Genomic DNA, 21,135 nt, shown 5'->3' on the forward strand with positions numbered 1-21,135 from the left:
AACAGGCCGAATTATGTATTCGGCCTGTTTTGCTTCAGAAAATACCTCTCCTACTTCATGCTATCAAGCATTTTGTTCATACGCTCAGCATCAGCGTTACGCTTGAGCGTGGTATATACCCGGCTCAGTGATTTGATGGTTGCCTGATCTTTGGGCTGGAGTTCCAGTGCCTTCTCGAAGTATGGCAGCGCCTGATCAAAATACTTCTTTCCATCGGCTTCCATCTTTTTACCCGACTTCATATAAGCAGCCTGATCCATGCGGCTCACCTTCGTGTACAGGTCGGCACCTTTGTTGAAGTTGTACACGCCCAGGTTGAATTGCGCATCAAAGTTATTCGGGTCAATTTCTACCGCCTTCTTGTAGGCGGCAAATGCCTGCTCCGTCTGCTTGTTCTGGTCCAGAATTGAGCCCTTTACCGCGTACAGGTTGGCATTCGTGGGGTCGGCCGCAATGGCGCGGTCAATTTTGTCGAGGGCCTGCTTGCCCCGGCCGGCACTCAGCTCCATGTTCAGATCTTCGAGCATGAAGCCTTTGTTGTTGGGATACGCGGCCAAGGCATCCTGCACCACTTTGCGGGCAGCGGCTTCATCCTTTTCCTGACGGGCAATCTGCAGCAAGCGGCCGTACATCTGCGGCGACTTGTAGTTGATGCCCATCAGCTTGTTGTAGTTTTCCTTGGCGCCAGCAAAGTCCTGCTTGGCTTCCGAGGCATAAGCAGCGTACAGATAGGCCGTAGTATCCTGCGGGCGAATCTGCTGGGCCATTTTGTACGAGTTGATGGCATCGTCGTACTTCTGGCCGTTGTAATTCTCTACCCCGGCGTTGAGGGCCACGGCATAGAGGTTATCCAGCTTACCCACGGCCAGCTTACCATACTCGCTGTCTTTTCCTTCCAGCTCAATGGCTTTCTGATACGATTCAAAAGCCAGCTTTGCACCCTCGCCGGGCTGCAGGGTTTTGCTGTAGATGGGGCTGCCCAGCATGCCTTCATACACCTCGCCCCGGGTATACCAGGTTTTGGCTTTGCCCTTGGTTTTCTCGTTCAGAACGGCTTTGTCGATTTCTGTACGGGCTTTATCCAGAGTGCCCTGCCGCTGGTACAGGACGGCATTGGTTACGGCTGAGTTTTGGGCCAGGGCGGCTTGCATAGCACAGGCGGCCGCAATAGTCAGGAGAAACTTCTTCATTGGATTTCTTTTGAAGAAAAATGAGGATTAGGGTGAGTGCCAAAGCAAACGGCAGAACCCGCTTCCGAGTTCTGCCGCCGCAAGTTAATTAGCGCTGAGCGAATCAGGATCAGTCAGGGCATCCAGCTCCGGGGAGCCCCCAGCCGGGCCGGCTTCCACCCCGCCGCCCTCCAGCGCGTCAGTGAGCAGGGAGTCAGCTTCTTCCACCTTGTCATCGGCCTGCACTTTGGCTACCGAAGAAATTGCGTCGCCGTCGCTGATACGCAGCAGGCGGACGCCCTGGGTGGCGCGGCCAATAGTACGCAAGTCGGCCATACGAAGGCGGATGGTGATGCCCGAACGGTTGATAATCATCAGATCATCCGTATCCGTAACCGTTTTAATGGCTACCAGTGCACCGGTTTTATCGGTGATTTTCATGGCGCGTACACCTTTGCCGCCCCGGTTGGTGATACGGTACTCATCGAGTGAGCTGCGCTTGCCGTAGCCATTTTCGGAAACAACGAGCAACTCCTGCCCTTCGTCCGATACGCATACCATGCCTACCACGCGGTCCTGGCCATCTTCGGCCAACGTGATACCGCGCACGCCGGCTGCGTTGCGGCCCATGGAACGCACTTTGCCTTCGGGAAAGCGCACTGCCCGCCCCGACCGCAAGGCCACTATAATTTCGCTGTTGCCGGTGGTCAGCTGCACGTCCAGCAGTCGGTCGCCCTCGTTGATGGTAATGGCGTTGATGCCGGCTGTGCGGGGCCGCGAGTAAGCTTCCAGCGGAGTCTTCTTTACCGTGCCCTGCTCCGTGCAGAACATCAGGAAAGTATTTTCCAGGTAGTCCGGGTCGCGCAGGCCGCGCACGTTGAGCACAGAGCGGACGCTGTCTTCACGCGGAATCTCAATCAGGTTCTGAATGGGCCGGCCTTTGGTGGCCTTCCCTCCTTCCGGCACTTCGTACACTTTCAGCCAGAACACGCGGCCCAGCTCGGTAAAGAACAGCAGGTACTCGTGGGTGGTGGCTACGAACAGATGCTCGGTGAAGTCGTCGGTTTTGGAGGTGGCACCGCGGGCACCAACCCCGCCCCGAGCCTGGGCCCGGTACTCATCCAGCGCGGTCCGCTTGATATAGCCTTCACGGGAGATGGTAATGACCATGCTCTCGTCGGCAATCATGTCTTCCATGGAGAAGTCGCCGCCGGCGTACTCGATGGCCGTACGGCGCTTGTCGCCGTACCGCTCCCGAATATCGAACAGCTCGTCCTTGATGATCTGGCGCTGCAGCACGTCCGAAGCCAGCACCGATTTCAGGTGGTCGATCAGCTTCATCAGCTCATCGTACTCGGCCACAATCTTGTCGCGCTCCAGGCCGGTCAGGCGCTGCAGGCGCATATCCAGGATAGCACGGGCCTGTACTTCACTCAGCGAAAACCGCTCGATAAGCTGGGTGCGCGCCACTTCCGGGTCGCGGGAGCTGCGAATCAGGGCAATAACCTCGTCGAGGTGGTCGAGAGCAATGAGCAGGCCTTCCAGGATGTGGGCGCGCTTCTGGGCCTCGGCCAATTCAAAGCGGGCCCGGCGCACGATAACCTCGGCGCGGTGCTCCACGAAATGATGAATCAGCTCCTTCAGGTTCAGTGTCATAGGGCGGCCTTTCACCAGGGCCACATTGTTGACACCGAAGGATGACTGCAACTGCGTGTAGCGGAACAGGTTGTTGAGCACCACGTTGGGTATGGCGTCCCGCTTCAGATCGTACACGATGCGCATCCCGTCGCGGTCCGACTCGTCGCGCAGATCGGCAATGCCTTCAATCTTCTTCTCGTTGATGAGGGCCGCCGTTTTCTCAATCATGGAGGCCTTATTCACCATATAGGGAATTTCGGTCACCACAATCTGCTCCTTGCCCGAAGCGGTGGTTTCAAATGTGGCCTTGGCCCGCATCACCACCCGGCCGCGGCCGGTTTCAAAGGCCTGCTTTACGCCCTCGTAACCATAAATCACGCCCCCCGTGGGAAAATCCGGCGCGGTTACGTGCTCCATCAGCTCGGCAATGGTGATGTCCGGATTGTCCAGGTACGCCACAATGCCATTCACCACTTCTGTGAGGTTGTGCGGGGCCATGTTGGTGGCCATACCCACGGCAATACCCGACGTGCCGTTGATGAGCAGGTTCGGAAATTTGGCGGGCATCACGCTGGGTTCTTCGAGGGAGTCGTCGAAGTTGGGCTGAAAGTCCACCGTGTCCTTGTCCAGGTCGCCGAGCATTTCGTCGGCCAGGCGCTTGAGGCGGGCTTCAGTGTAGCGCATAGCGGCCGGCGAGTCGCCGTCGATGGAGCCGAAGTTGCCCTGCCCATCTACCAGCGGGTAGCGCAGGCTCCAGTCCTGAGCCATGCGCACCATGGTGTCGTACACGCTGGTATCGCCGTGTGGGTGGTACTTACCCAGCACTTCGCCCACGATACGGGCACTTTTCTTATAGGATTTGTTGTAGGAAACGCCCAGCTCGCTCATGCCGTAGAGCACGCGCCGGTGCACGGGCTTCAGGCCGTCGCGCACGTCGGGCAGGGCCCGGGAAATGATAACCGACATCGAGTAGTCGATGTAGGCGCCGCGCATCTCATCTTCAATGTTAATCGGGATGATTCTCTCGCCTTCTGCTTCTGCCATAAGAGGTCGGGAAGGCCGGCTGAAGCTCCACCTTGGAGCCGGCCGGCGGTTACAGGATTAAGCCTGCAAGGTACAAAAAAATGCCCGTTTTGCCTAGCTGCGCTAGGTTTTCGGCTTGCTTTTATCGGATTTGTGCCGGCCGTCTTTCTGGTCGTGCACTTTGATTTTTTCGCCGATGGCCGGGCTCTGCTTTTTCCAGAGTGGCTGGCCCCGGTAGCGCGCCCCGTTGTGGGTATGGGCCTTGCGGGTGTGGCAGGATTCAATGGGGCAGTTTCGGCAGGATGCGGCCAGCAATACCAGGGCCAGGGCCGGGACGAAACGGGTGAATACTCGACTTGTCATGAGATAAAAGTACGATTCGTGGCGGGGTTATACAGCTGGCGGCAGGTCACTTCCCTCCCACTCGCGCAGAAACTGCGCCAGAAAGCTTTCCATAAAGGCCTGACGCTGCCCGGCCACGCGGCGGGCCGCCGGCGTGTGCAGCCGCTCCCGCAGATACAGCAGCTTTTCGTAGAAGTGGTTGATGATAGGGCCAGCGTTGGTTTTATAGCTCTCGAACGAGCTGTGCGCCACGGGCGGAACGGATGGGTCATGCAGGGGCCGACCCTTGTGGCCCCCGTAGGCAAAAGCCCGCGCAACCCCAATGGCGCCAATGGCGTCGAGCCGGTCGGCATCCTGCACTAACTCGCCCTCGGGCGTGCTCATGGGCGTAGGCACTCCGAGGCCCTTGAAGCTGATTTCCCGGATGATGGTTTCGATGTGGCCGATAACCGGCTCGGCCACGTCCAGGCTTAGCAGCCAGGCCCGCGCGGCCTGGGGGCCAGCTTCTTCGTCGCCACCGTGAAATTTCCAGTCGGCTACATCGTGCAGCAGGGCTGCCAGCTCCGTCACCAACGGTTCGGCACCAGGCGTTTCGGCGGCCAGGGCGCGGGCCGTCTGCCAAACCCGGCGGATATGCTCCCAGTCGTGGCCGGAACCTTCGTGCAGGAATTTTTCGCGCACGAAGTCAGCCGTGCGGGTTATCAGGTCAGCGGAGGAAAGCGGCATGGCTCGTGGGGATAAGTGAGCCACAAAAGAACGGCAGCGCGCGGATACTATTGCAGCCACCGCACGCCACCAGGCCTAACCACGTGAGCGGCTATTGAATAAAGTCGGGCCGGATCATGTTCTCAAACGTGAAAATCTCGTCCCACTTGGCCTGCGTAAGCAGCTGGCGCTCCGTCACGGCAATGGCATACACCGACTTGCCGGTGCGCAGAGCTTCCTTCGCAATTTCGGCCGACGTTTCGTAGCCCAGCACGGGGTTGAGCTGCGTGACGATACCAATGCTGTTGCGCACCAGTTCCTCGGCCCGCTCCTTGTTGGCGGTGATGCCCACCACGCACTTTTCGCGCAGGGTGTGGCAGGCATTTGTGAGGTAAGAAATGGATGTGAACAGGGCAAAGGAAATAACCGGCTCCATCACGTTCAGCTGCAACTGACCCGCCTCTGCGGCCATGGTTACCGTCAGGTCGGCTCCGATGACGTAGAATGCGGTTTGGTTGACAACTTCCGGCACCACTGGGTTTACCTTGCCCGGCATAATGCTGGAACCCGGCTGTAACGGGGGCAGGTTGATTTCAAAAAAGCCGGTGCGCGGCCCCGAGGACAGCAGGCGCAAATCGTTGCAGATCTTGGACAGCTTCACGGCCGTGCGCTTGAGTACCCCCGACAGCTGCACGTAGGCCCCGGTATCGTAGGTGGCCTCAATCAGGTCGCCGGCCAGCTTCAGGTCGAGCCCGGTGATGGTGCGCAGGTGCCGGGTAACCAGCTCCGCGTAGCCGGCCGGAGCGTTGATGCCCGTACCGATGGCCGTGGCCCCCATGTTGATTTCGCTGATGAGCTGGCGGCTGTCCTCGATGCGCAGCAGCTCCTCGCGCAGGTTGGTGGCAAAGGCCTTGAACTCGTCGCCCATGCTCATGGGTACGGCATCCTGGAGCTGCGTCCGGCCCATTTTGAGTACGTTCCGAAACTCCTCGCCTTTCTGGGCAAAGGCCTCGGCCAGCTGCTCCAGGGCCTGCCGGTAGCTCACCAGCTTGTTGCTGAGGGCAATGCGGAAAGCCGTCGGGTAGGCGTCGTTGGTGGACTGGGAGCAGTTGACGTGGTTGTTGGGGTGGCAGAACTGGTACTCGCCTTTCTGGTGCCCGAGCAGCTCCAGCGCCACGTTGGCAATAACCTCGTTGGCGTTCATGTTCACGGAGGTTCCGGCCCCGCCCTGAATCATATCGGTCAGGAACTGGTCGTCGAACTCCCCGCTGATAACCCGGTCACATGCCCGGGCTATACCGCCGGCAATGGTAGCATCGAGTACGCTGAGTTCCTGGTTGGCCAGCGCGGCGGCTTTTTTCACGTAGGCCAGCGCCTGCACAAACAACGGCTCGGCTTTCAGCGGAATGCCCGTAATCCGAAAGTTTTCGATGGCTCGCAGCGTCTGGATGCCATAGTACGCGTCTTGCGGGATGGGTCGTTCGCCCAGAAAATCGTGTTCGAGCCGGGAAGTTGGCATAAAGCAGCAAGGTAAGTGAGGAGCTTCCTACGGCTGCAGCGGGGCCGACGTTGGCTTCAAGCACCCGTATTCCGGGCTACAGTCCGGACCTATGCCCCAGCAGGCGGGTCGGAATCCGGAGCCGGCTGCTCGTCCAGGGCTTCAAGCTGCTCAAGCTCTTCCACTATATGCTCGGGGTTGAAGTTCGCCGTAAGAGCGGACAAATCCGCTAACAGTTCATTATCTGCTGATTTTTCTGGGTCGGCGGCGGGCAGGTTAACTGGTTCCATGGGCAAGGATGTTAGACCGTCAATAATACAACCTAAAAGCCCGTACTGATGCCTGGGGCGCAGAAAAGCCTGGGTACGGCCTACCCGGTAGGCCTGTGCACACAAGACCGAAAGTCCGCGCCGAGTGCCAACTAATTTTTGTTGGCCGGGGCATCGCAGCAACCGAGGGCCGCACCCGGGGTATATAGCAAAAGGAAATGCTTTACCTTTCGTCCGAACCCTTTTAGCCTGCTGCCGGTTGCTTTCTTATGACAACACCAACAAGTAAACGCCCTCGTCCTCGCAAAGCCCCTGAAACGGCCGCTCCTACCCTGTCCCACGCCGAGCAGCTACAGGCGCTGCACACCCGGGAAGAAGGAAAAACCGTGATGTACAAGCAGGACGCCTGGGGCCATATCGAAACCCGCTTTGTTCGCTCCCAGAACGTAAAAGCCTGGGAAGAAAAAGGCTTTTTCGTCCGCTAACCCAGCTTTTACGCATAGCTCAACCAGCCCCGGCCAATCAGGCCGGGGCTTTGCTGTTTACGGACGAAAGGGCAGACCAGCTTCTCAGCTATTACGGCTGCTTCAGATACGCTGCCGCCGTCCGGTTGTTGGGGTTCAGCGCCAGGGCACGGGCATAGTGCTGCGTAGCCAGCTTCTTATTACCCAGGGCGGCGTAGGTTTCGGCCAGGCTGTCGTAGGTGTTGGCGCTGGTGGGGTACAGGCGCACATTAAGCTGAAACACGGCCAAAGCATCAGTGAGCTTATCCTGCTCCACCAGAGAGTAGCCCCAGGCGTTTACGGCATCTTCCGGCAAGGCGTAGGTGGCATCCTTGCGGCGGGCTTTCTTCACTTCTTCTTCGAGGTGGGCAAAGCCGCGCTGGCGCAGGGTGCGGTGCAGGGCGCGCAGGGTTGGCGGCAGGCCGAACCCGTCGGCCACACGCATATCGGGCAGGTAGCAGGATGCCAGCGCATCAATGAACCGCTCCGGGCTGGCACCCTGCAGATTAGTCAGCACCACAATGGCCAACTCATCCTTTGGGTAAAGAAATACAGCGGAGCGGCCGCCGCCCACGGGCGCCACAGCCGGATGCTCGGGCCGTGTAACGGTAGGCCAGCCCAGGGCATAGCCGGTGAGCTTGCCACCGAAGCCGCGCTCCGAGCCGTCGTTGAGGCGGCCCGCAGTCCAGAGCGTGGTCAGGCTGGCGGGCTGCAGCAGCTTGCCCTGTTGCAGGGCCACCAGCCAGCGGGCCATTTCCTCAGCTGTGGAGCTCATACCAGCCGCCGCGCGCAGGGAGGGCGGAAACACCTCGAACAGGTTGCGCAGCTCCTTGCCGCGGCGGGGCTGCCCATCACTATACCGGGTAAAAGTATAGCCCCGGGCGCCGTGGGTTAGCACGTCGTGGGCGTCGCCGGAGGTAGTGCGGGGCATGCCCACCACCTGGAGCTGCCGCTGGCGGATAAACTCGGCGAAGGGCTGGCCGCTGAGCTTATCGATGAGGCGGCCCAGCAGCAAGTAGTTGGTTTGGTTGTAGGCGAACTGTTGGCCAGGCGCAAAGTCCAGCGGCTGGGTTTGCACCTGGGCCCAGGCAGCTTTTTCGTTGTTTTCGGTTACCAGCGCATCCTCGGGCATGATATCGGGCAGACCGGAGGTGTGCGTGAGCAGTTGCCGCACGGTGACCGGGTGCCAGGTGGCGGGCAGTTCGGGCAGGTAGCGCCCCACCGGCGCGCCTACGTCGAGCTTGCCGGCTTCCACCAGCTGCATCACGGCCACACCCACGAAGGCCTTGGTGATGGAGTTCAGGAAAAAGCGCGTCTGCGTGGTGACCGGCACTGAATCCTGCACGTTCGCCACGCCGTAATTGCCCAGCTTCACAATCTGGCCGTGGCGCACCACCGCCAGTTGCAGGCCCGGGATGCGTAACTGCTGCATGGCGCTTCGCACGAGCTGGTCAACGCTGTCGGGAGCAGATTGGGCCTGGCTGGCTCCTAGGCTGCCAAGCAGCAAAAGCAACGCAACGATAATGGGGCGGAAGCAGAAAGAATACCGGTAAGATTTCATGGCTTGGTGAATGGCTGGGAATGCGGCGGTGAGTGAGTGCCCCAGGCTGCTCCGAACCGTAGCGGCAGTCCAGCAGAGCAAATAATCAGGTGACTGAAACCTCCGACCCAGGCAGCCCGCGACAAACATACAAATAGAACCTTGTTATACATAGTAGTATACAGAAATAAAAACCTGAACTTGTCTTGTTAACGGTCTTTGAATCTAATCTATGCGCTGGATACGCCGTTTCGCCTCGTTTCTACCTACCGGACTAATGGGTGCTTTCTGACTAGGTCCACTCGCTTGCTGGCTACCTTGCCCTGATGCGCGACCAGAGAGATGGTGCGGTGGCCACCAGGGTGCTAACTGGTATGGAAGGCCGCAGAGAATCAGCCTGAGCCAAGAACACTAACTTACTCCGGCAATAATGTTCCGTAGTTAAGCGCTGACGGCGTCTTGCTAACTAACTGCTCTGCCAGATCAGCAACAGGCTGCGCATAGCTACCCGACTGCGGTTTTTGACGGTACCCACTGGCATATCCAGAAACTCGGCAATTTCCTCCAAAGTCATCTGCTGCTGCAAGCGGTACTGCAGCACTTCCTGGTAGATGGGCTTCAGGCGCGCCAGGCAGGTAGCCAGATCAGCGCTGAGCATGCTGGCGGCGGGCGTCACCAGTTGCCGGGCGGGTGCGCACTCGGTGATATCCGTGCTTTTCGCCCATTGACGGTTGGCCCTGAGCCGAAGCGTGTCGATGGCCTGGTGCTGGCAGATGGTCAGCGCCCAAGTGAAGAGCCGGCTTCGGGTGGCATCGTAGTAAGCGAAGCTCTGCCAGAACTTAAGCATGCTTTCCTGCAGTACATCCTCCGCCAGTTCCGGGCTTTTGACGATACGCAGAATGACCCGGTGCAGGGCCACGCGGTAATTTGTATAGAAAAAGGTCATAGCGGCCTCGTCGCGGGCATAGAGCCGCTCCACAAGCTGAGCTTCGACTGCAGAGGGGTTGGATAGAATAGAAGGCACGAGCAGATGGAAATGGTCCTCCTACTACGGCTGGGTTTTAGGCCCGTGCTGTGCTATTGTACAGTTTCCGTTGAATCAACTAACCTGGTCGTTCAAACCGCCTTCTCTATCGGTGAATATTGTTTTCCCTCTTCTCTGACGATGATTTGGTTCAGACAGTCCCCATAGCTCTACCAAGCAGCACCAAGCTGCTTCCCAATAAGCGCCTGCGGCATGAAGCCGGCAACGCCGCGTAATGAATGGAAGAAAAGAGGCGCTTATTAGCCGCAGCCTTGCTGCCTGAATTTCGTGCAGTTCATATTCTTGGGCAAAGCAATCTTGCAGATATAAGCCTTCCATTCCTTTTCCACCCGGGTCACGGGGAAGCCCTAGATAACAGGGAATTTGTCGAAGCCTTCCAGCCAGAGCCGTATCATTTTCTCGACGCCGTACTGCTCGTAGAGGTAATTATTTAGGTTTGCTGGCTGACCGTCTTCATCCTTAACTTCACCGCTATGAAACAGACTACTTATTATCGATTTACGTGGTTGAGTGTATTACTAGTAGGGCTGCTGGTTTTATCTGCCTGCAAAAAAGAGGAAGCTACGGGTTGCTCTCCCTATGTTCCCCCTACCCCGGCTGACACGTATGTGTTTCCCGTACAGCCGGGTACCCCCGCCTGGGCAAGTTTGACGTCTGGTGACGAGATGGTGGAGGTGTGCCAGGTGCCCGCTGCGCGGCTGCAGACAATCAGCACGCCCGGCCTGATCACGACCTGCCTGAACTACCCGCTGCTGGGCGACATGATCTTCTTCGACAACCTGCAATTTGGTTTGCGCACGCAGCTAAGCAATTTCAATGGCTTTGGCGAACTGCAGCAGCGTCCCGAAGCAGCGGCCCTACTGCTGGCCCGCTACCAATCGATGCGGCCAGCGTGTATCCCCTCAACGGAACCCGTGGAAATCGGGGACTATGCCTTTGATTTCAGTGATATAGAAATGATCCTGGCGCAGGACGAGTACCTACAGCAGCTCTCGCCCGCCCAGCGCCGGATGTTGGTGCAGGTAGCGTTGGAAAAATACGCGGCGAAACAGGTGCTGGTAGAGGACGTCTATGGGCTGTTTGGCTTAAAGACCGCTGCCTTCGTCATGGCCCGCACCATGCAAGCCGAGAACTACGCCCCATTCATGACCGCCCTTGCCGCCGACACCAAGCTCAAAATGTTCGTCGAGCAGGTGGACCTGTCATCTGATCCAACGGTTTTGGACACCGTGGTGGACCACGCCAAGCAGTTCAACTAAGTAAAACCCTCCTAAAAGAGACGCTGGCGCAAACAGCTCACAGGCACGGAAAGCCTGTCCGCTAGCGGGGGTTGGCTCGCTTCTAAAGTTTACTTGTGCCAAGTCAGTAAACTAAAAAGATAAGTAACAGTTCTGGGCTTTACCAAGCACTTCTACAGCCGGTAGATTACCCGCAACTGCAAATACGCCTCACGTATCACCCCTGCCGGCCCTTCCCGGAGCCAGGCACACCAAGAAAAAACCCCTTGCAAATCATTGATTTACAAGGGGTTTTATTACCTATGAGCCCCCAGCCGGGATCGAACCAGCGACCTACTGATTACAAGTCAGTTGCTCTACCAGCTGAGCTATGGAGGCGTTTTGGTGGCACAAACCTACGGCATTGATGGAAAACAGCCAAACATACGCCCAACAAATTCGTCGGCAGGTCTGGAAAACAAACGGTAAGTAAATTACTGTCAGCGGCTTTTTATTTATCCCCTGGTATTTAAAACCGCCATACAAAGCCGTGCCCGCTGCAGATTGAACTACAGCGGGCACGGAATGGCACGGCTATTTTGGGCCCGCTAGCTGCGGATAACCTTCAGCTGGCGCTTCAGGCCTTCGATGCGCTGCTGGGCTTCGTCGATGCGGCCCTGATATTCTTCGCGCAGCTGGCCGGCGTTTTTCGAGCGAGCGAAGAACTCCAGATTGGTTTTCAGGGTCGAAATATCATTCTCCAGCTCGTTGATTTCGCGGCGCAGGGCCTGCTCCTTCTTGTAGAGCTGTTGGGTATCGGAGGACGCTTTGAGGCGGTCCACCTGCAGCTGGAACAGCAGGTCGTTGCGCTCGGCGTATGAAATACCGGGCACGGCGTCCAGGTATTTGCCCATCAGAGCCTGGAAACGACCTTCGGCCCGTTCCGCATCGGCGCGCGGGCCGCTGCCGGCGCCAGTCTGCCACTCCGCTACCAGCTCGCGGAATCCTTCGAGGGTGCCGGGGGCGTCGGGGGTCAGGGCATCCACCGTCTGGGCTACCTGCTCCAGGCGGCTGGCCTGCTCCTGCGACACCTGCTGAGCCTGCTGCTCACGCTGGCGCGACTCTTCGTGTTTGCGCTCGAAGAAAGCGTCGCAGGCCGTGCGGAACCGGTTCCAGATTTTGTCGGACTGTTTTTCGGGCACACGCCCAATCGTTTTCCAGTCCTTCTGCAGGCGAATCACGATTTCGCGGCCTTCCTCCCAGTTGGGGTTCTGCAAAGCAGCTTCAGCTTGGTCGATCAGCTCCTGCTTGCGCTTGAGGTTGGCGTTCTTCTCCTCATCAAGCGCCTTGAAGAACTGGTTTTTGCGCTGGAAGAACCCTTTGTATGCACCCCAGAACTGCTTGTTGAGCTGGTCGGCCTTGTCGCGGGGCACCAGGCCGGCGGCATCCCAATCTTCCTTGAGCTTCTGCAGGGCATCCGTCTGGCTGCGCCACTCGTTCACACGTTCGGTGTGGTACTCAGCGTAGGGCTTGATTTGCTCCAGCAGAGCGGTTTTGCGCGTCAGGTTCGCGTTTTCCTGGGCCGAGCGGGCATTCAGGAACTCCTTTTTACGGTCGTGTACCTTTTCCGAAGCCGCCAGGAAGCGGTTCCATACGGCATCGCGCTGCTCCTGCGGTACGGGGCCCACGTGCTTCCACTCCTCGTGCAGCTGGCGCAGCTCCTGCAGGGCTTTGTTGATGCTGGACTGCTGGCTTAATGCTTCGGCCCGGGCAACCAGCGCTTCTTTGGCTTCGAGGTTGCGGCGGCGGTCCAGCTCCTTCATTTCGAAGAACAGGCCGCGGTTGTTGTAGAAGATGTCCAGCAGGCCGTGGTAGCTGTTCCACAGTTCCTGGGCCTCTTTCTGCGGCACGGGACCCGTGGCCTTCCAGTCGTTCTGCAGGGCCTTGATGCGGGCCGAGCTATCCTTGGTTTCGGCCGATTCTACCAGGCTGCGCAACTGCGACAACAGGTACTGCTTGTGCGTAAGGTTCTTGATCCGCTGTTCTTCCTCGGCCTTCGCGTCGCGGGTGCGGCTTTCGCGGAACTCCTGCAGGGCCTTCGTCAGCTCGGCGTGGCCTTCCGGGCCGGTATAGGCAAAATCATCTGCCTCGCCCCCACCCGCCGTGAAGCGCTGGCGGGCCGCGGTGCGGTCGGCCGCCAGGGCCGTTTCGTATTGGCGGTTGAGGTCGAAAATCTGCTTGCGATTCTGGCGGGCATCGGGCCGGCGCAGCAGCGAGAGCAGGAAGGCGCCCTGGGCAGACAGATCGAGCGTAGCGAAATCCGGAGCCGCTGTTTCGGGCACGTAGTCCTCTTCGTCCTCACTGGTAGCTTCGGGCACGCTAACCGACGCTTCTGCGAGGGTGGGCGCTGGCTCCGGCGTATCGTTGACTACCGTTTCCGCGGCTGCCGGAACTGCTACAGACTCGGCGGCTGGTGGAGCCGGGCTCACGGCATCGGGCGTTTCGGGCGCAACACTGGCAACGGCGGGCTCCGGGGGTGAAGCTGGCTGCTCTTCTTCCGTGGGCTGGGCTACCGGGGCTGCCGGGGCTTCGGCGGGCTTTTCCGTAGTCAGGGCATGGTCGTTCTGCTGGCCGGGGTGCTCCAGGGCGCGGCGCTGCGGATCCGACATGGGCTCCTCGGAAGCAGGTGTTTCCGGGGCGCTGGCTTCAGGCAGCGTCTGCTCCGTAGCAGCAGCTGAAGGTTCCGCCGTGCCGGCACCGGGCGCCTCGGTCTCGGGCAGCGGCGGCGTGCCCTGGGCTGGCTGCTCGGTAATCTGACTGGTAGCGGGGGAGGTTGGCTCGGCGGATGCCGGGGCCGACTGCTTGTTGCTGATTTCGGCCAGACGGCGCTCCAGGATGCTCATCGGCGACTCCGCGGCGGGCTGATCGGCGGAGTGGTTGGGGACGGGTTGTTCGTTTTCGGGTACCATAAGTTCAGGGGACAAGGCCCGCGTGGGGCAGGCAGTAGGGACAGGCGGCGGGCGAGTGGGTTAGTTTAGCCGTGGGTCCAAGGGGTAGTTCGACAGCATACGGTAGCGGCCGCCTTTCTCGCGCAAAATAGCTTGCCAGAAAGCATCAGTAGTCAAAGTAAATACTTTCCCGGCAGCATTAGGATGCACTATCCAAACATTTTCGCGCACCTCCCCTGCCAACTGATCTGCCGTCCAGCCGGAATAGCCCACGTACAGGCGGATTTCATCGGGGGAAAGCTCCCCACTGAGCAACAGCCCGAGCAGTACCCCGAAGTCGCCGCCCCAGTATACACCCTGACCCAGCGGGGCCGCATCGGGGACGTCAGCGCGCTGGTGCAGAAAGTGCAACGTGTCGGGCTGCACGGGGCCGCCCATACCCAGCGGTATCTGCGCCAGGGGACTCGAATCCGCCTCGGGTAGTTCCAGCACGTCGCCCAGCACCAGGGCTGATGGCCGGTTGAGCACGAGCCCGAACGTGCCTTCCGCGTCGGAGTGCTGACACAGCAGCACCACCGTACGCTCGAAGTTGGGGTCGCCCAGGAAGGGCTGGGAAATCAGCAGGCTACCAGCAGTGAGGGTGAACATAAGCAGAGCGGTTACTGGGAAAAGCGGCGGCAGGGCAGATAAAAGCATCGGTAGCCCTTATCTGCACCTACGTTGAGCATGGGCTGCCGGGTTATCCATGGGCCGAGGACGCTGCCCACTGTCAACTTCACTTTTTCTTCTGCAGAGCCTATAGGTGCCATCCAAACGGTTTTGCCGAATATTGCGGTGCTACTTTCTGCTTTTGTTAATGGTATCTGCTCCTCCAACTCAATCAGCTTTTTTTCCTCGTTTTTCCCGGCTGGTTGGCCCTGCCAGCGTAGCTACCCAGCTGCTGCTGGTGCTCTATACGTTCCGGCAGGTGATTTTCAAGCCCGGCCAGAACCTGCTGGCCGACCACTACGATGGTATCAAGAGCTACTTCTCCATTGAGTCGTTTCTGCACCAGCCATTCTCCGACGGCATGCTGGTGCAAGGCCACAACTACCCGTTTGGGGAGTACACACCCTAAACCAGCACCTACAACAGCGCCAACAACGGCTACCGCGACGTGACCCTGACATGCTGGAGGCCTCTGAGCCAAGCAACGACTTTGTGCAGGAGTAAAACCTGCAGCTGTTTCGCCGCGAGGGTGCCTGGTTGGTGTACGCGTGGTACCCGCGGCGACCTGCCACCGCGCCGCAGCCGTAGCGCCGGGCTGCCGCTTACCTTTGTGTCTCCTTTTTTTACAACAGCCTGTTTATGCTTGACTCCCACCTAGCCGATCTGCGCCAGACGTACGCGCAACGCAGCCTCTCGGAAGCCGATGTGCTGCCCGACGCCGTGATTCAGTTCCGTGCCTGGCTGGATGAGGCTCTGGCTGCCCAGGTCGAGGAGCCCACCGCCATGGTGCTGGCTACCGCCGACGCGCAGGGCCAGCCCTCCGCCCGCGTGGTGCTGCTGAAAGGGCTGCCCAACGACGCGGGGTTCCTGTTCTTTACCAACTATGATTCCCGCAAGGGCCAGGAGCTGGCCACGCAGCCGCGGGCCGCTCTCACGTTTTTCTGGCCGGCCCTGGAGCGCCAGGTACGGGTAGAAGGTACCATCGAAAAAGCCCCGGAAGAAGTTTCCACGCAGTATTTCCAGAGCCGCCCCCGGAGCAGCCAAGTGGGTGCCTGGGCCTCGCCTCAGAGCCAGCTGGTAACCAGCCGGGCGGAGCTGGAACAGCGCGAACAGGATGTCGCTGCGCAGTTCGAAGGCCAGGATCCGCTGCCCCGGCCCGCTCATTGGGGCGGCTACGTACTGCGCCCGCACCGGGTGGAGTTCTGGCAGGGCCGCCCGTCCCGCCTGCACGACCGGATTGTATATGACCGCACCGCCGACGGCTGGAAACGCAGCCGGCTGGCACCTTAAGGGTGATGAGGTAACAGGTGACAGGTAGTAGTTTCAACCCGATCTTATCTTTCCCTGTCACGTGTTACCTCATCACTTTTCACCTCATCCCCTCATCATCTGAGAATTGGCTGAAATTCAACCCGTGCGCGGCTGGCGCTACAACGACGAGCTGGGCCAGCACATTGATGACTACGTTTCGCCCCTGTTCGACGTGGTATCCGCCAAGCAGCGGGAGGCGCTGTACCGCAATCCGCTGAATAGCATCCACCTTTCCGTGCCGCGGGGTGAGGATGCGGCCGGCGCGGCCCTGGCCCGACTCACGGAGTGGCAGCAGCGGGGTGTCCTCTGCCAGGATGTCTTACCGGGCATCTACGTGTACTACCAATATTTTCGGTTGCCGGGCAACCCGCAGCGGGAGTACTGCCGCAAGGGCTTTATGTGCCACATTCGGGCCTACGACTGGGCTGAGAACGTGGTCCTGCGCCACGAAAACACGCTGCCGGCCAGCGTAAACGACCGGGCCGAGCTGCTGGCCCGCACCCAGTTTCAGACCAGCGCCACCCACGGCCTGTACCGCGACGACGACTTCGAGCTGGAACGCTACCTCGATGAGGCCATTCTCGACCCGCTCTACCAGACCGAGGAAGACTACCAGGGTGCCCGCGACGTGCTGGCCGTGATTCAGGATGCCCGCGTGATTCATCGGTTTCAGCATGTACTGGCTGAGCGGCAGGTGATTCTGGCCGACGGACACCACCGCTACGAAGGCTCCCTGGCGTATCGTCAGGCCCGGGAGCTGGCCGCCGGGGGGCAGGCCACAGGCCGCGAAGCCTGGAACTTTCACCTGATGTACCTCACCAACGCCGCCGCCGACGACCTGCGCATCCTGCCCACGCACCGCCTGCTGCTGGAGCTGCCCGGTGGCCTTACCGACGCGGATTTTCTGGCCCGCCTAGAGCTCTACTTCACCGTGGTGCCCAAGGACGACGCCTACGATTTGCCGGAGCTGATTGCCGGCAAACCCTGGGCCTTTGGACTTTACCTCGATGGGCAGGCCTACAAGCTGCGCCTTCGGCCTGAGGTACACGAGCAGTTGAGCTGGCCCCTAACACCCGAAGTGAAGGCCCTCGATCTGACGGTGCTACACTTCTTCGTGCTCGAAAAGGTCCTGGGCATTGCGGGCATCGACGCGCAGCGGCAGTGGCCGGACGTGGCCTACGTGCGCAACTTCCCCGAGTGCCTCACCCGCGTGGACCGGGGTGAGGCCCGCGCCGCTTTCATCACCAATGAGGTGACCATGGACGAGGTGGAGCGTGTGTGCCACAGCGGGGCCGTGATGCCACCCAAATCCACGTTCTTTTACCCTAAAACCATCGGAGGCTTCCTGTTTACCTCCATCCGCGACGATGAACACACCCACGCGTTTACTGCTGGCTTCTAATTCCCCGCGCCGCCGTCAGCTGCTCACCGACCTGGGCCTGACCTACGAAGTGCGCCTCAAGGAAGTCGATGAATCCTTCCCGGCCCACCTGCGCCGGGCTGAAATAGCCGAGTTTCTGGCCGCCCACAAAGCCAGCGCCTACCGCACCGAGCTAGCCCCCGACGAAGTGCTGCTGACGGCCGACACCATCGTGTGCCTCGACGAGCAGGTGCTCAATAAGCCCCAGTACGAAGAAGACGCCGTACGCATGCTCACCCTGCTGCAGGGCCGCGCCCACGACGTGTACACCGGCGTGTGCCTGCTCACCGGCGCGGGCCGCCAGGTTGTGTTTTCCGATCAGACACAGGTGCATTTCCGGGCCCTCAGCGAAGCCGAAATCCGCTTCTACGTGCAGCGCTACCAGCCGCTCGATAAAGCCGGAGCCTATGGCGCGCAGGATTGGATTGGGCTGGCCGCGGTAACCCGCCTGGAGGGCTCCTACTTCAACGTGATGGGGCTACCGGTACACCGCGTATGGGAAGAGCTGGCGAAGCTGGCCCCCGGCCTTCTGCCCTGTTAGCGTTCCACTTAAACACAAAAAGGCCGCTGAGAATACCTCAGCGGCCTTTTTTGTTGTGGCATTGTGCCGTAAACTAGCTTAGTAGGGCTTGGCTTCGTGGCCTACTTCCTCCGCCTGTTGTGAAGCTTCGCGCTGCTGGCCTTCGTTGTACTGGTTGCCACCGTCGCTCTGCTGACCGCCGCGAGCAGCCGCCAGACCGTCGGCGAGGCGCTTGCCCCAGTCCGGGTCGCAGTTCGTGCACAGCTCCACCATCTTGTCGCTCACCTTGCGGTCGGCATCGGCCAGGGCACCCACCATGTTACTGATCAGGTCGTCCCGCTCCCAGTCTTCGTGCAGGCGGTACCGCTCCCCAGCCTGCTTGAAGTTGTTCTGCCGGTCGAGGGTCTGGCGCACCACGCGGCCGCTATACTCAGGCATGTGGTCGGGGGCGGTGCGCGGCGCTTCCTTCAGGCCATTGAGCGAGCTAGGCTCGTAGTTGATGTGGTTGTTCTGGCCGGGCGCCGAATCCACGTGGTAAGCCATCTGGCCGTCGCGCTGATTGGTGGCCACGTGCTTTTTGGGCGCATTGATGGGCAGCTGCAGGTAGTTGGTGCCCACGCGGTAACGCTGGGTATCCGAGTACGAGAAGGTGCGGCCCTGCAGCATCTTGTCGTCGGAGAAGTCTAGTCCATCCACCAGCACACCAGTGCCGAAAGCCGACTGCTCCACCTCGGCAAAGTAGTTTTCGGGGTTGCGGTTGAGCGTCATCTTGCCCACGGGCAGGTGCGGAAACTGGTCTTCGGGCCAGATCTTGGTGTCGTCGAGCGGGTCGAAGTCCAGCTCGGGGTGTTCATCGTCGCTCATGATCTGCACGCGCAGCTCCCACTCGGGGAAGTTGCCGGCCTTGATATTGTCGAATAGGTCCTGGGTGGCGTGGTTGAAGTTCTTGGCCTGGATGGCTTCGGCTTCCTGGGCCGTGAGGTTCTTAATTCCTTGCAGCGGCTCCCAGTGGTACTTCACCAGCACGGCCTCGCCCTGGGCATTTACCCACTTGTAGGTATTCACGCCTGAGCCCTGCATCTGGCGGTAGTTGGCCGGAATGCCCCAGGGCGAAAACAGGAAGCTCACCATGTGCATGGCCTCCGGGGTGTTGCAGATAAAGTCGAAAATCCGTTCCCCGCTCTGGCGGTTGGTTACCGGGTCGGGCTTCTGCGAGTGAATCAAATCTGGGAACTTCATGGCGTCGCGGATAAAGAACACCTTGAGGTTGTTGCCTACCAAATCCCAGTTGCCATCCTCGGTGTAGAACTTCACCGCGAAGCCGCGCGGGTCGCGCAGGGTTTCGGGCGAGTGGCCACCGTGGCCGACGGTGCTGAAGCGCACGAATACGGGCGTCTGTTTGCCGGGGGTGTTGAAGAGCTTGGCGCGGGTGTACTTCTCAATGGGCTCATTTCCTACTTTGCCGTAGGCTTCGAACACGCCGTGGGCGCCGGCACCGCGGGCATGCACCACGCGCTCGGGTACCCGCTCCCGGTCGAAGTGGCTGATTTTTTCCAGGAAGGCGTACTGCTCCAGCAGGGCCGGGCCGCGGTTGCCAAGGGTGCGTAGGTTCTGATTGTTGGTGAGCGGGTGACCCTGGCGGGTGGTCAGCGTCTGGGCATTTTCACCCTCAGCCGTGCGCTGGTCCTGGGAAGAGCCCGTGCCCGTTACCGCAGTGCCGGTGCCATCGGCAGGAGTGTGCTGGCCGTTGCCGGCGGAACCGCTGGGGCCGTTTTGGGGAGGATTTTCGTGGGAAGTACTCATGTGCGGGCTGGTTGGTTAGTGGTTGCAAGTATACCAACGAGTAGCCCAGGTTGTTTATCCTAGTGGAGAATAATTCTTATCTAGCCCATAATACTATACCTTCTCTCTGGTTGTTCGGTAGTCGTTTTTGGTTGTTGAGTTTTAGCTGTTCCTACCGAAACACGAATTCCGATCTACGAATAACAAACAACCCATTAGTGCCCGCGTGCCAGCAGGGCAATGCCGCCTACAATCAGCAGCAGGCCCAGCACCTGCGGCAGCGTCAGTACTTCGCGGGCCACCACCACGCCCAGCACGGCCGTGAGCAGCACCGAGCCGCCCACAATCACGGGCGTACCCACCGAGGAAGACACACCCCGGCTGAAGACCACGAAGGTGAGGATTTCGGCCAGGCCCACGCCCAGCCCGGCCGCGGCCGCCAGCCACATACCTTTGCTGGAGAGCAGCAGTGGTTGGCCCTGCAGCTTAAGCCGCAGCAGCCACAAGCCGCCCAGCGCGGCGGCTACCAGCTGTAGCACCACCGCGCCCACGGCGGCCGGCACGTGCTCGGAGGCCAGCTTGATAAAGAAATTATAAAACGCCAGGCTGAGGGCCGTCAGCAGGGCTAGGACAAGCCAGGGCATAACTTACTCCTGCTCCTCTAAGCGGTCCAGCAGCCCCTGCTGCTCCTGCTGCCAGGCATTGGCATGGGAGCCTTCCCCCCACAGCTCCTGCAACTCCGACTGTTTCCGCACTGCTTCCACTGCGTCCTGAGCCAGCTCGCGCAGGTCTTCACTTTCACCGGCATCGAGCTTCACAATCACCGGAATCAAGTCGGTGGGAAAGTCCTGGGAAGGCTTGCCCAGGATAGCTGCCACGATTTCGGCGGCGGCCAGGGCTTCGCTGGCATCGTCGGCATCGAGGTAATCTTCCTCCTCAGCCGCCGTGGCCAGCGCCGCCAGCAGCAGCGCCTCGCTGGGCTGGTCGCGGAAGTCGGCGGCAAAGTCAGCGGCCGTGTCGTTGTCGAAGTTGCGGTATCCCCAGGTGCCCATAGTGCGGTTCAATTTTGTTGGTATGAGAAATGGCTCAACATGTTCGAAAAGCTCTTACGTTAGTGCTTCCATGGAAAACTACTGCCTGGCATACGGTCAAATTATTACTCCCGCTAGTTTGAGGACGCTAGCCAAGCTGCACTGGAGTAAGCTGAAAGTACAGATACGGGAGTCCAGCCAATACACCAACGGAGAGTATTTGTCACTGAAAACGCCAGATGGCGGGCGCATTTCGTTTGAAAAAATTGCGGTTGACGAAATCCTCGTTAGTGGAGAAGCTGAAACGGCGGATCAACTAACCGCTATCTGCCAGATTACCTCTGATTGCTTAACGAATAGCAGGCTGAAGCATCGATTAGAGTTACATAATGCTGTTGATCAGCAGTACAACTACCTGCATTATGGCTGGCCACTATCCTCTTGATTTACTTTCAATTTAGCACTC

The 21,135-nt window shown here is 59.7% G+C and carries 20 protein-coding genes and 1 tRNA gene; 7 read left to right on the forward strand and 14 right to left on the reverse strand.

Annotated elements, in window-relative coordinates; all coding sequences use genetic code 11:
• Window positions 1–50: 50 nt before the first annotated feature.
• The 6 genes from I5L79_RS14400 to I5L79_RS14425 form a co-directional block, all read right to left on the reverse strand.
• A complete protein-coding gene (locus I5L79_RS14400; protein WP_196955758.1) occupies window positions 51–1,190 on the reverse strand; it encodes a tetratricopeptide repeat protein in 1,140 nt (379 codons plus the stop codon).
• An 84-nt stretch (window positions 1,191–1,274) separates the two neighbouring features.
• Window positions 1,275–3,851 (reverse strand): DNA gyrase subunit A, encoded by a 2,577-nt coding sequence (gene gyrA / locus I5L79_RS14405; protein ID WP_196955759.1) that lies wholly within the window; start codon window positions 3,849–3,851, stop codon window positions 1,275–1,277.
• A gap of 102 nt (window positions 3,852–3,953) precedes the next feature.
• Window positions 3,954–4,193: a hypothetical protein gene (locus tag I5L79_RS14410; protein WP_196955760.1), complete on the reverse strand. Its 240-nt coding sequence runs from the start codon at window positions 4,191–4,193 to the stop codon at window positions 3,954–3,956.
• A gap of 27 nt (window positions 4,194–4,220) precedes the next feature.
• Window positions 4,221–4,898: an HD domain-containing protein gene (locus I5L79_RS14415; protein ID WP_196955761.1), complete on the reverse strand. Its 678-nt coding sequence runs from the start codon at window positions 4,896–4,898 to the stop codon at window positions 4,221–4,223.
• Between the two features lie 91 nt (window positions 4,899–4,989).
• Window positions 4,990–6,396, reverse strand: coding sequence for an aspartate ammonia-lyase (aspA, locus tag I5L79_RS14420; protein ID WP_196955762.1), 1,407 nt, complete (start codon window positions 6,394–6,396; stop codon window positions 4,990–4,992).
• Between the two features lie 89 nt (window positions 6,397–6,485).
• Window positions 6,486–6,665: a hypothetical protein gene (locus I5L79_RS14425; protein WP_196955763.1), complete on the reverse strand. Its 180-nt coding sequence runs from the start codon at window positions 6,663–6,665 to the stop codon at window positions 6,486–6,488.
• A gap of 248 nt (window positions 6,666–6,913) precedes the next feature.
• On the opposite strand from I5L79_RS14425, the gene I5L79_RS14430 reads away from it, so the two are divergent.
• Window positions 6,914–7,129, forward strand: a complete 216-nt coding sequence (locus I5L79_RS14430; RefSeq protein WP_196955764.1) for a hypothetical protein — start codon at window positions 6,914–6,916, stop codon at window positions 7,127–7,129.
• A 91-nt stretch (window positions 7,130–7,220) separates the two neighbouring features.
• Here I5L79_RS14430 and I5L79_RS14435 read toward each other — a convergent pair whose 3' ends face one another.
• Both I5L79_RS14435 and I5L79_RS14440 read right to left on the reverse strand, forming a co-directional pair.
• Window positions 7,221–8,708 (reverse strand): serine hydrolase, encoded by a 1,488-nt coding sequence (locus I5L79_RS14435; protein ID WP_196955765.1) that lies wholly within the window; start codon window positions 8,706–8,708, stop codon window positions 7,221–7,223.
• 445 nt (window positions 8,709–9,153) lie between these two features.
• Window positions 9,154–9,711 (reverse strand): RNA polymerase sigma factor, encoded by a 558-nt coding sequence (locus I5L79_RS14440; protein ID WP_196955766.1) that lies wholly within the window; start codon window positions 9,709–9,711, stop codon window positions 9,154–9,156.
• Window positions 9,712–10,205: 494 nt separating this feature from the next.
• Between I5L79_RS14440 and I5L79_RS14445 the strand changes: the two genes are divergently transcribed.
• Window positions 10,206–10,991 (forward strand): hypothetical protein, encoded by a 786-nt coding sequence (locus I5L79_RS14445; RefSeq protein ID WP_196955767.1) that lies wholly within the window; start codon window positions 10,206–10,208, stop codon window positions 10,989–10,991.
• 284 nt (window positions 10,992–11,275) lie between these two features.
• Here the strand turns inward: I5L79_RS14445 and I5L79_RS14450 are convergent.
• From I5L79_RS14450 to I5L79_RS14460, 3 genes are all read right to left on the reverse strand, one after another.
• Window positions 11,276–11,348 (reverse strand) — tRNA-Thr (locus I5L79_RS14450).
• A gap of 209 nt (window positions 11,349–11,557) precedes the next feature.
• Window positions 11,558–13,918 carry a DUF349 domain-containing protein gene (locus I5L79_RS14455; RefSeq protein ID WP_196955768.1) on the reverse strand — a complete coding sequence of 787 codons (2,361 nt, stop codon included), beginning with the start codon at window positions 13,916–13,918 and terminating at the stop codon, window positions 11,558–11,560.
• Window positions 13,919–13,978: 60 nt separating this feature from the next.
• Window positions 13,979–14,545 (reverse strand): YqgE/AlgH family protein, encoded by a 567-nt coding sequence (locus I5L79_RS14460; RefSeq protein ID WP_196955769.1) that lies wholly within the window; start codon window positions 14,543–14,545, stop codon window positions 13,979–13,981.
• Between the two features lie 208 nt (window positions 14,546–14,753).
• Here I5L79_RS14460 and I5L79_RS14465 point away from each other — a divergent pair, with 208 nt between their 5' ends.
• From I5L79_RS14465 to I5L79_RS14480, 4 genes are all read left to right on the forward strand, one after another.
• Window positions 14,754–15,014: a hypothetical protein gene (locus I5L79_RS14465; RefSeq protein ID WP_196955770.1), complete on the forward strand. Its 261-nt coding sequence runs from the start codon at window positions 14,754–14,756 to the stop codon at window positions 15,012–15,014.
• Between the two features lie 230 nt (window positions 15,015–15,244).
• Window positions 15,245–15,895 carry a pyridoxamine 5'-phosphate oxidase gene (gene pdxH, locus I5L79_RS14470; protein WP_196955771.1) on the forward strand — a complete coding sequence of 217 codons (651 nt, stop codon included), beginning with the start codon at window positions 15,245–15,247 and terminating at the stop codon, window positions 15,893–15,895.
• Between the two features lie 106 nt (window positions 15,896–16,001).
• A complete protein-coding gene (locus I5L79_RS14475; protein WP_196955772.1) occupies window positions 16,002–17,318 on the forward strand; it encodes a DUF1015 domain-containing protein in 1,317 nt (438 codons plus the stop codon).
• A complete protein-coding gene (locus I5L79_RS14480) occupies window positions 17,284–17,877 on the forward strand; it encodes a Maf family nucleotide pyrophosphatase (protein ID WP_196955773.1) in 594 nt (197 codons plus the stop codon). The genes I5L79_RS14475 and I5L79_RS14480 overlap by 35 nt, the downstream gene beginning before the upstream one ends.
• A gap of 78 nt (window positions 17,878–17,955) precedes the next feature.
• Here the strand turns inward: I5L79_RS14480 and I5L79_RS14485 are convergent, their stop codons facing one another.
• The 3 genes from I5L79_RS14485 to I5L79_RS14495 form a co-directional block, all read right to left on the reverse strand.
• A complete protein-coding gene (locus I5L79_RS14485) occupies window positions 17,956–19,659 on the reverse strand; it encodes a catalase (RefSeq protein ID WP_196955774.1) in 1,704 nt (567 codons plus the stop codon).
• Between the two features lie 194 nt (window positions 19,660–19,853).
• Window positions 19,854–20,282 carry an EamA family transporter gene (locus I5L79_RS14490; protein ID WP_196955775.1) on the reverse strand — a complete coding sequence of 143 codons (429 nt, stop codon included), beginning with the start codon at window positions 20,280–20,282 and terminating at the stop codon, window positions 19,854–19,856.
• A 3-nt stretch (window positions 20,283–20,285) separates the two neighbouring features.
• Window positions 20,286–20,702: a DUF4259 domain-containing protein gene (locus tag I5L79_RS14495; protein WP_196955776.1), complete on the reverse strand. Its 417-nt coding sequence runs from the start codon at window positions 20,700–20,702 to the stop codon at window positions 20,286–20,288.
• A gap of 58 nt (window positions 20,703–20,760) precedes the next feature.
• On the opposite strand from I5L79_RS14495, the gene I5L79_RS14500 reads away from it, so the two are divergent.
• The gene (locus tag I5L79_RS14500) at window positions 20,761–21,114 is read left to right on the forward strand and encodes a hypothetical protein (protein WP_196955777.1); all 354 of its coding nucleotides are present in this window, start codon (window positions 20,761–20,763) and stop codon (window positions 21,112–21,114) included.
• Window positions 21,115–21,135: the final 21 nt, after the last annotated feature.

Source organism: Hymenobacter guriensis, from assembly GCF_015773195.1.
GTDB lineage: Bacteria > Bacteroidota > Bacteroidia > Cytophagales > Hymenobacteraceae > Hymenobacter > Hymenobacter guriensis.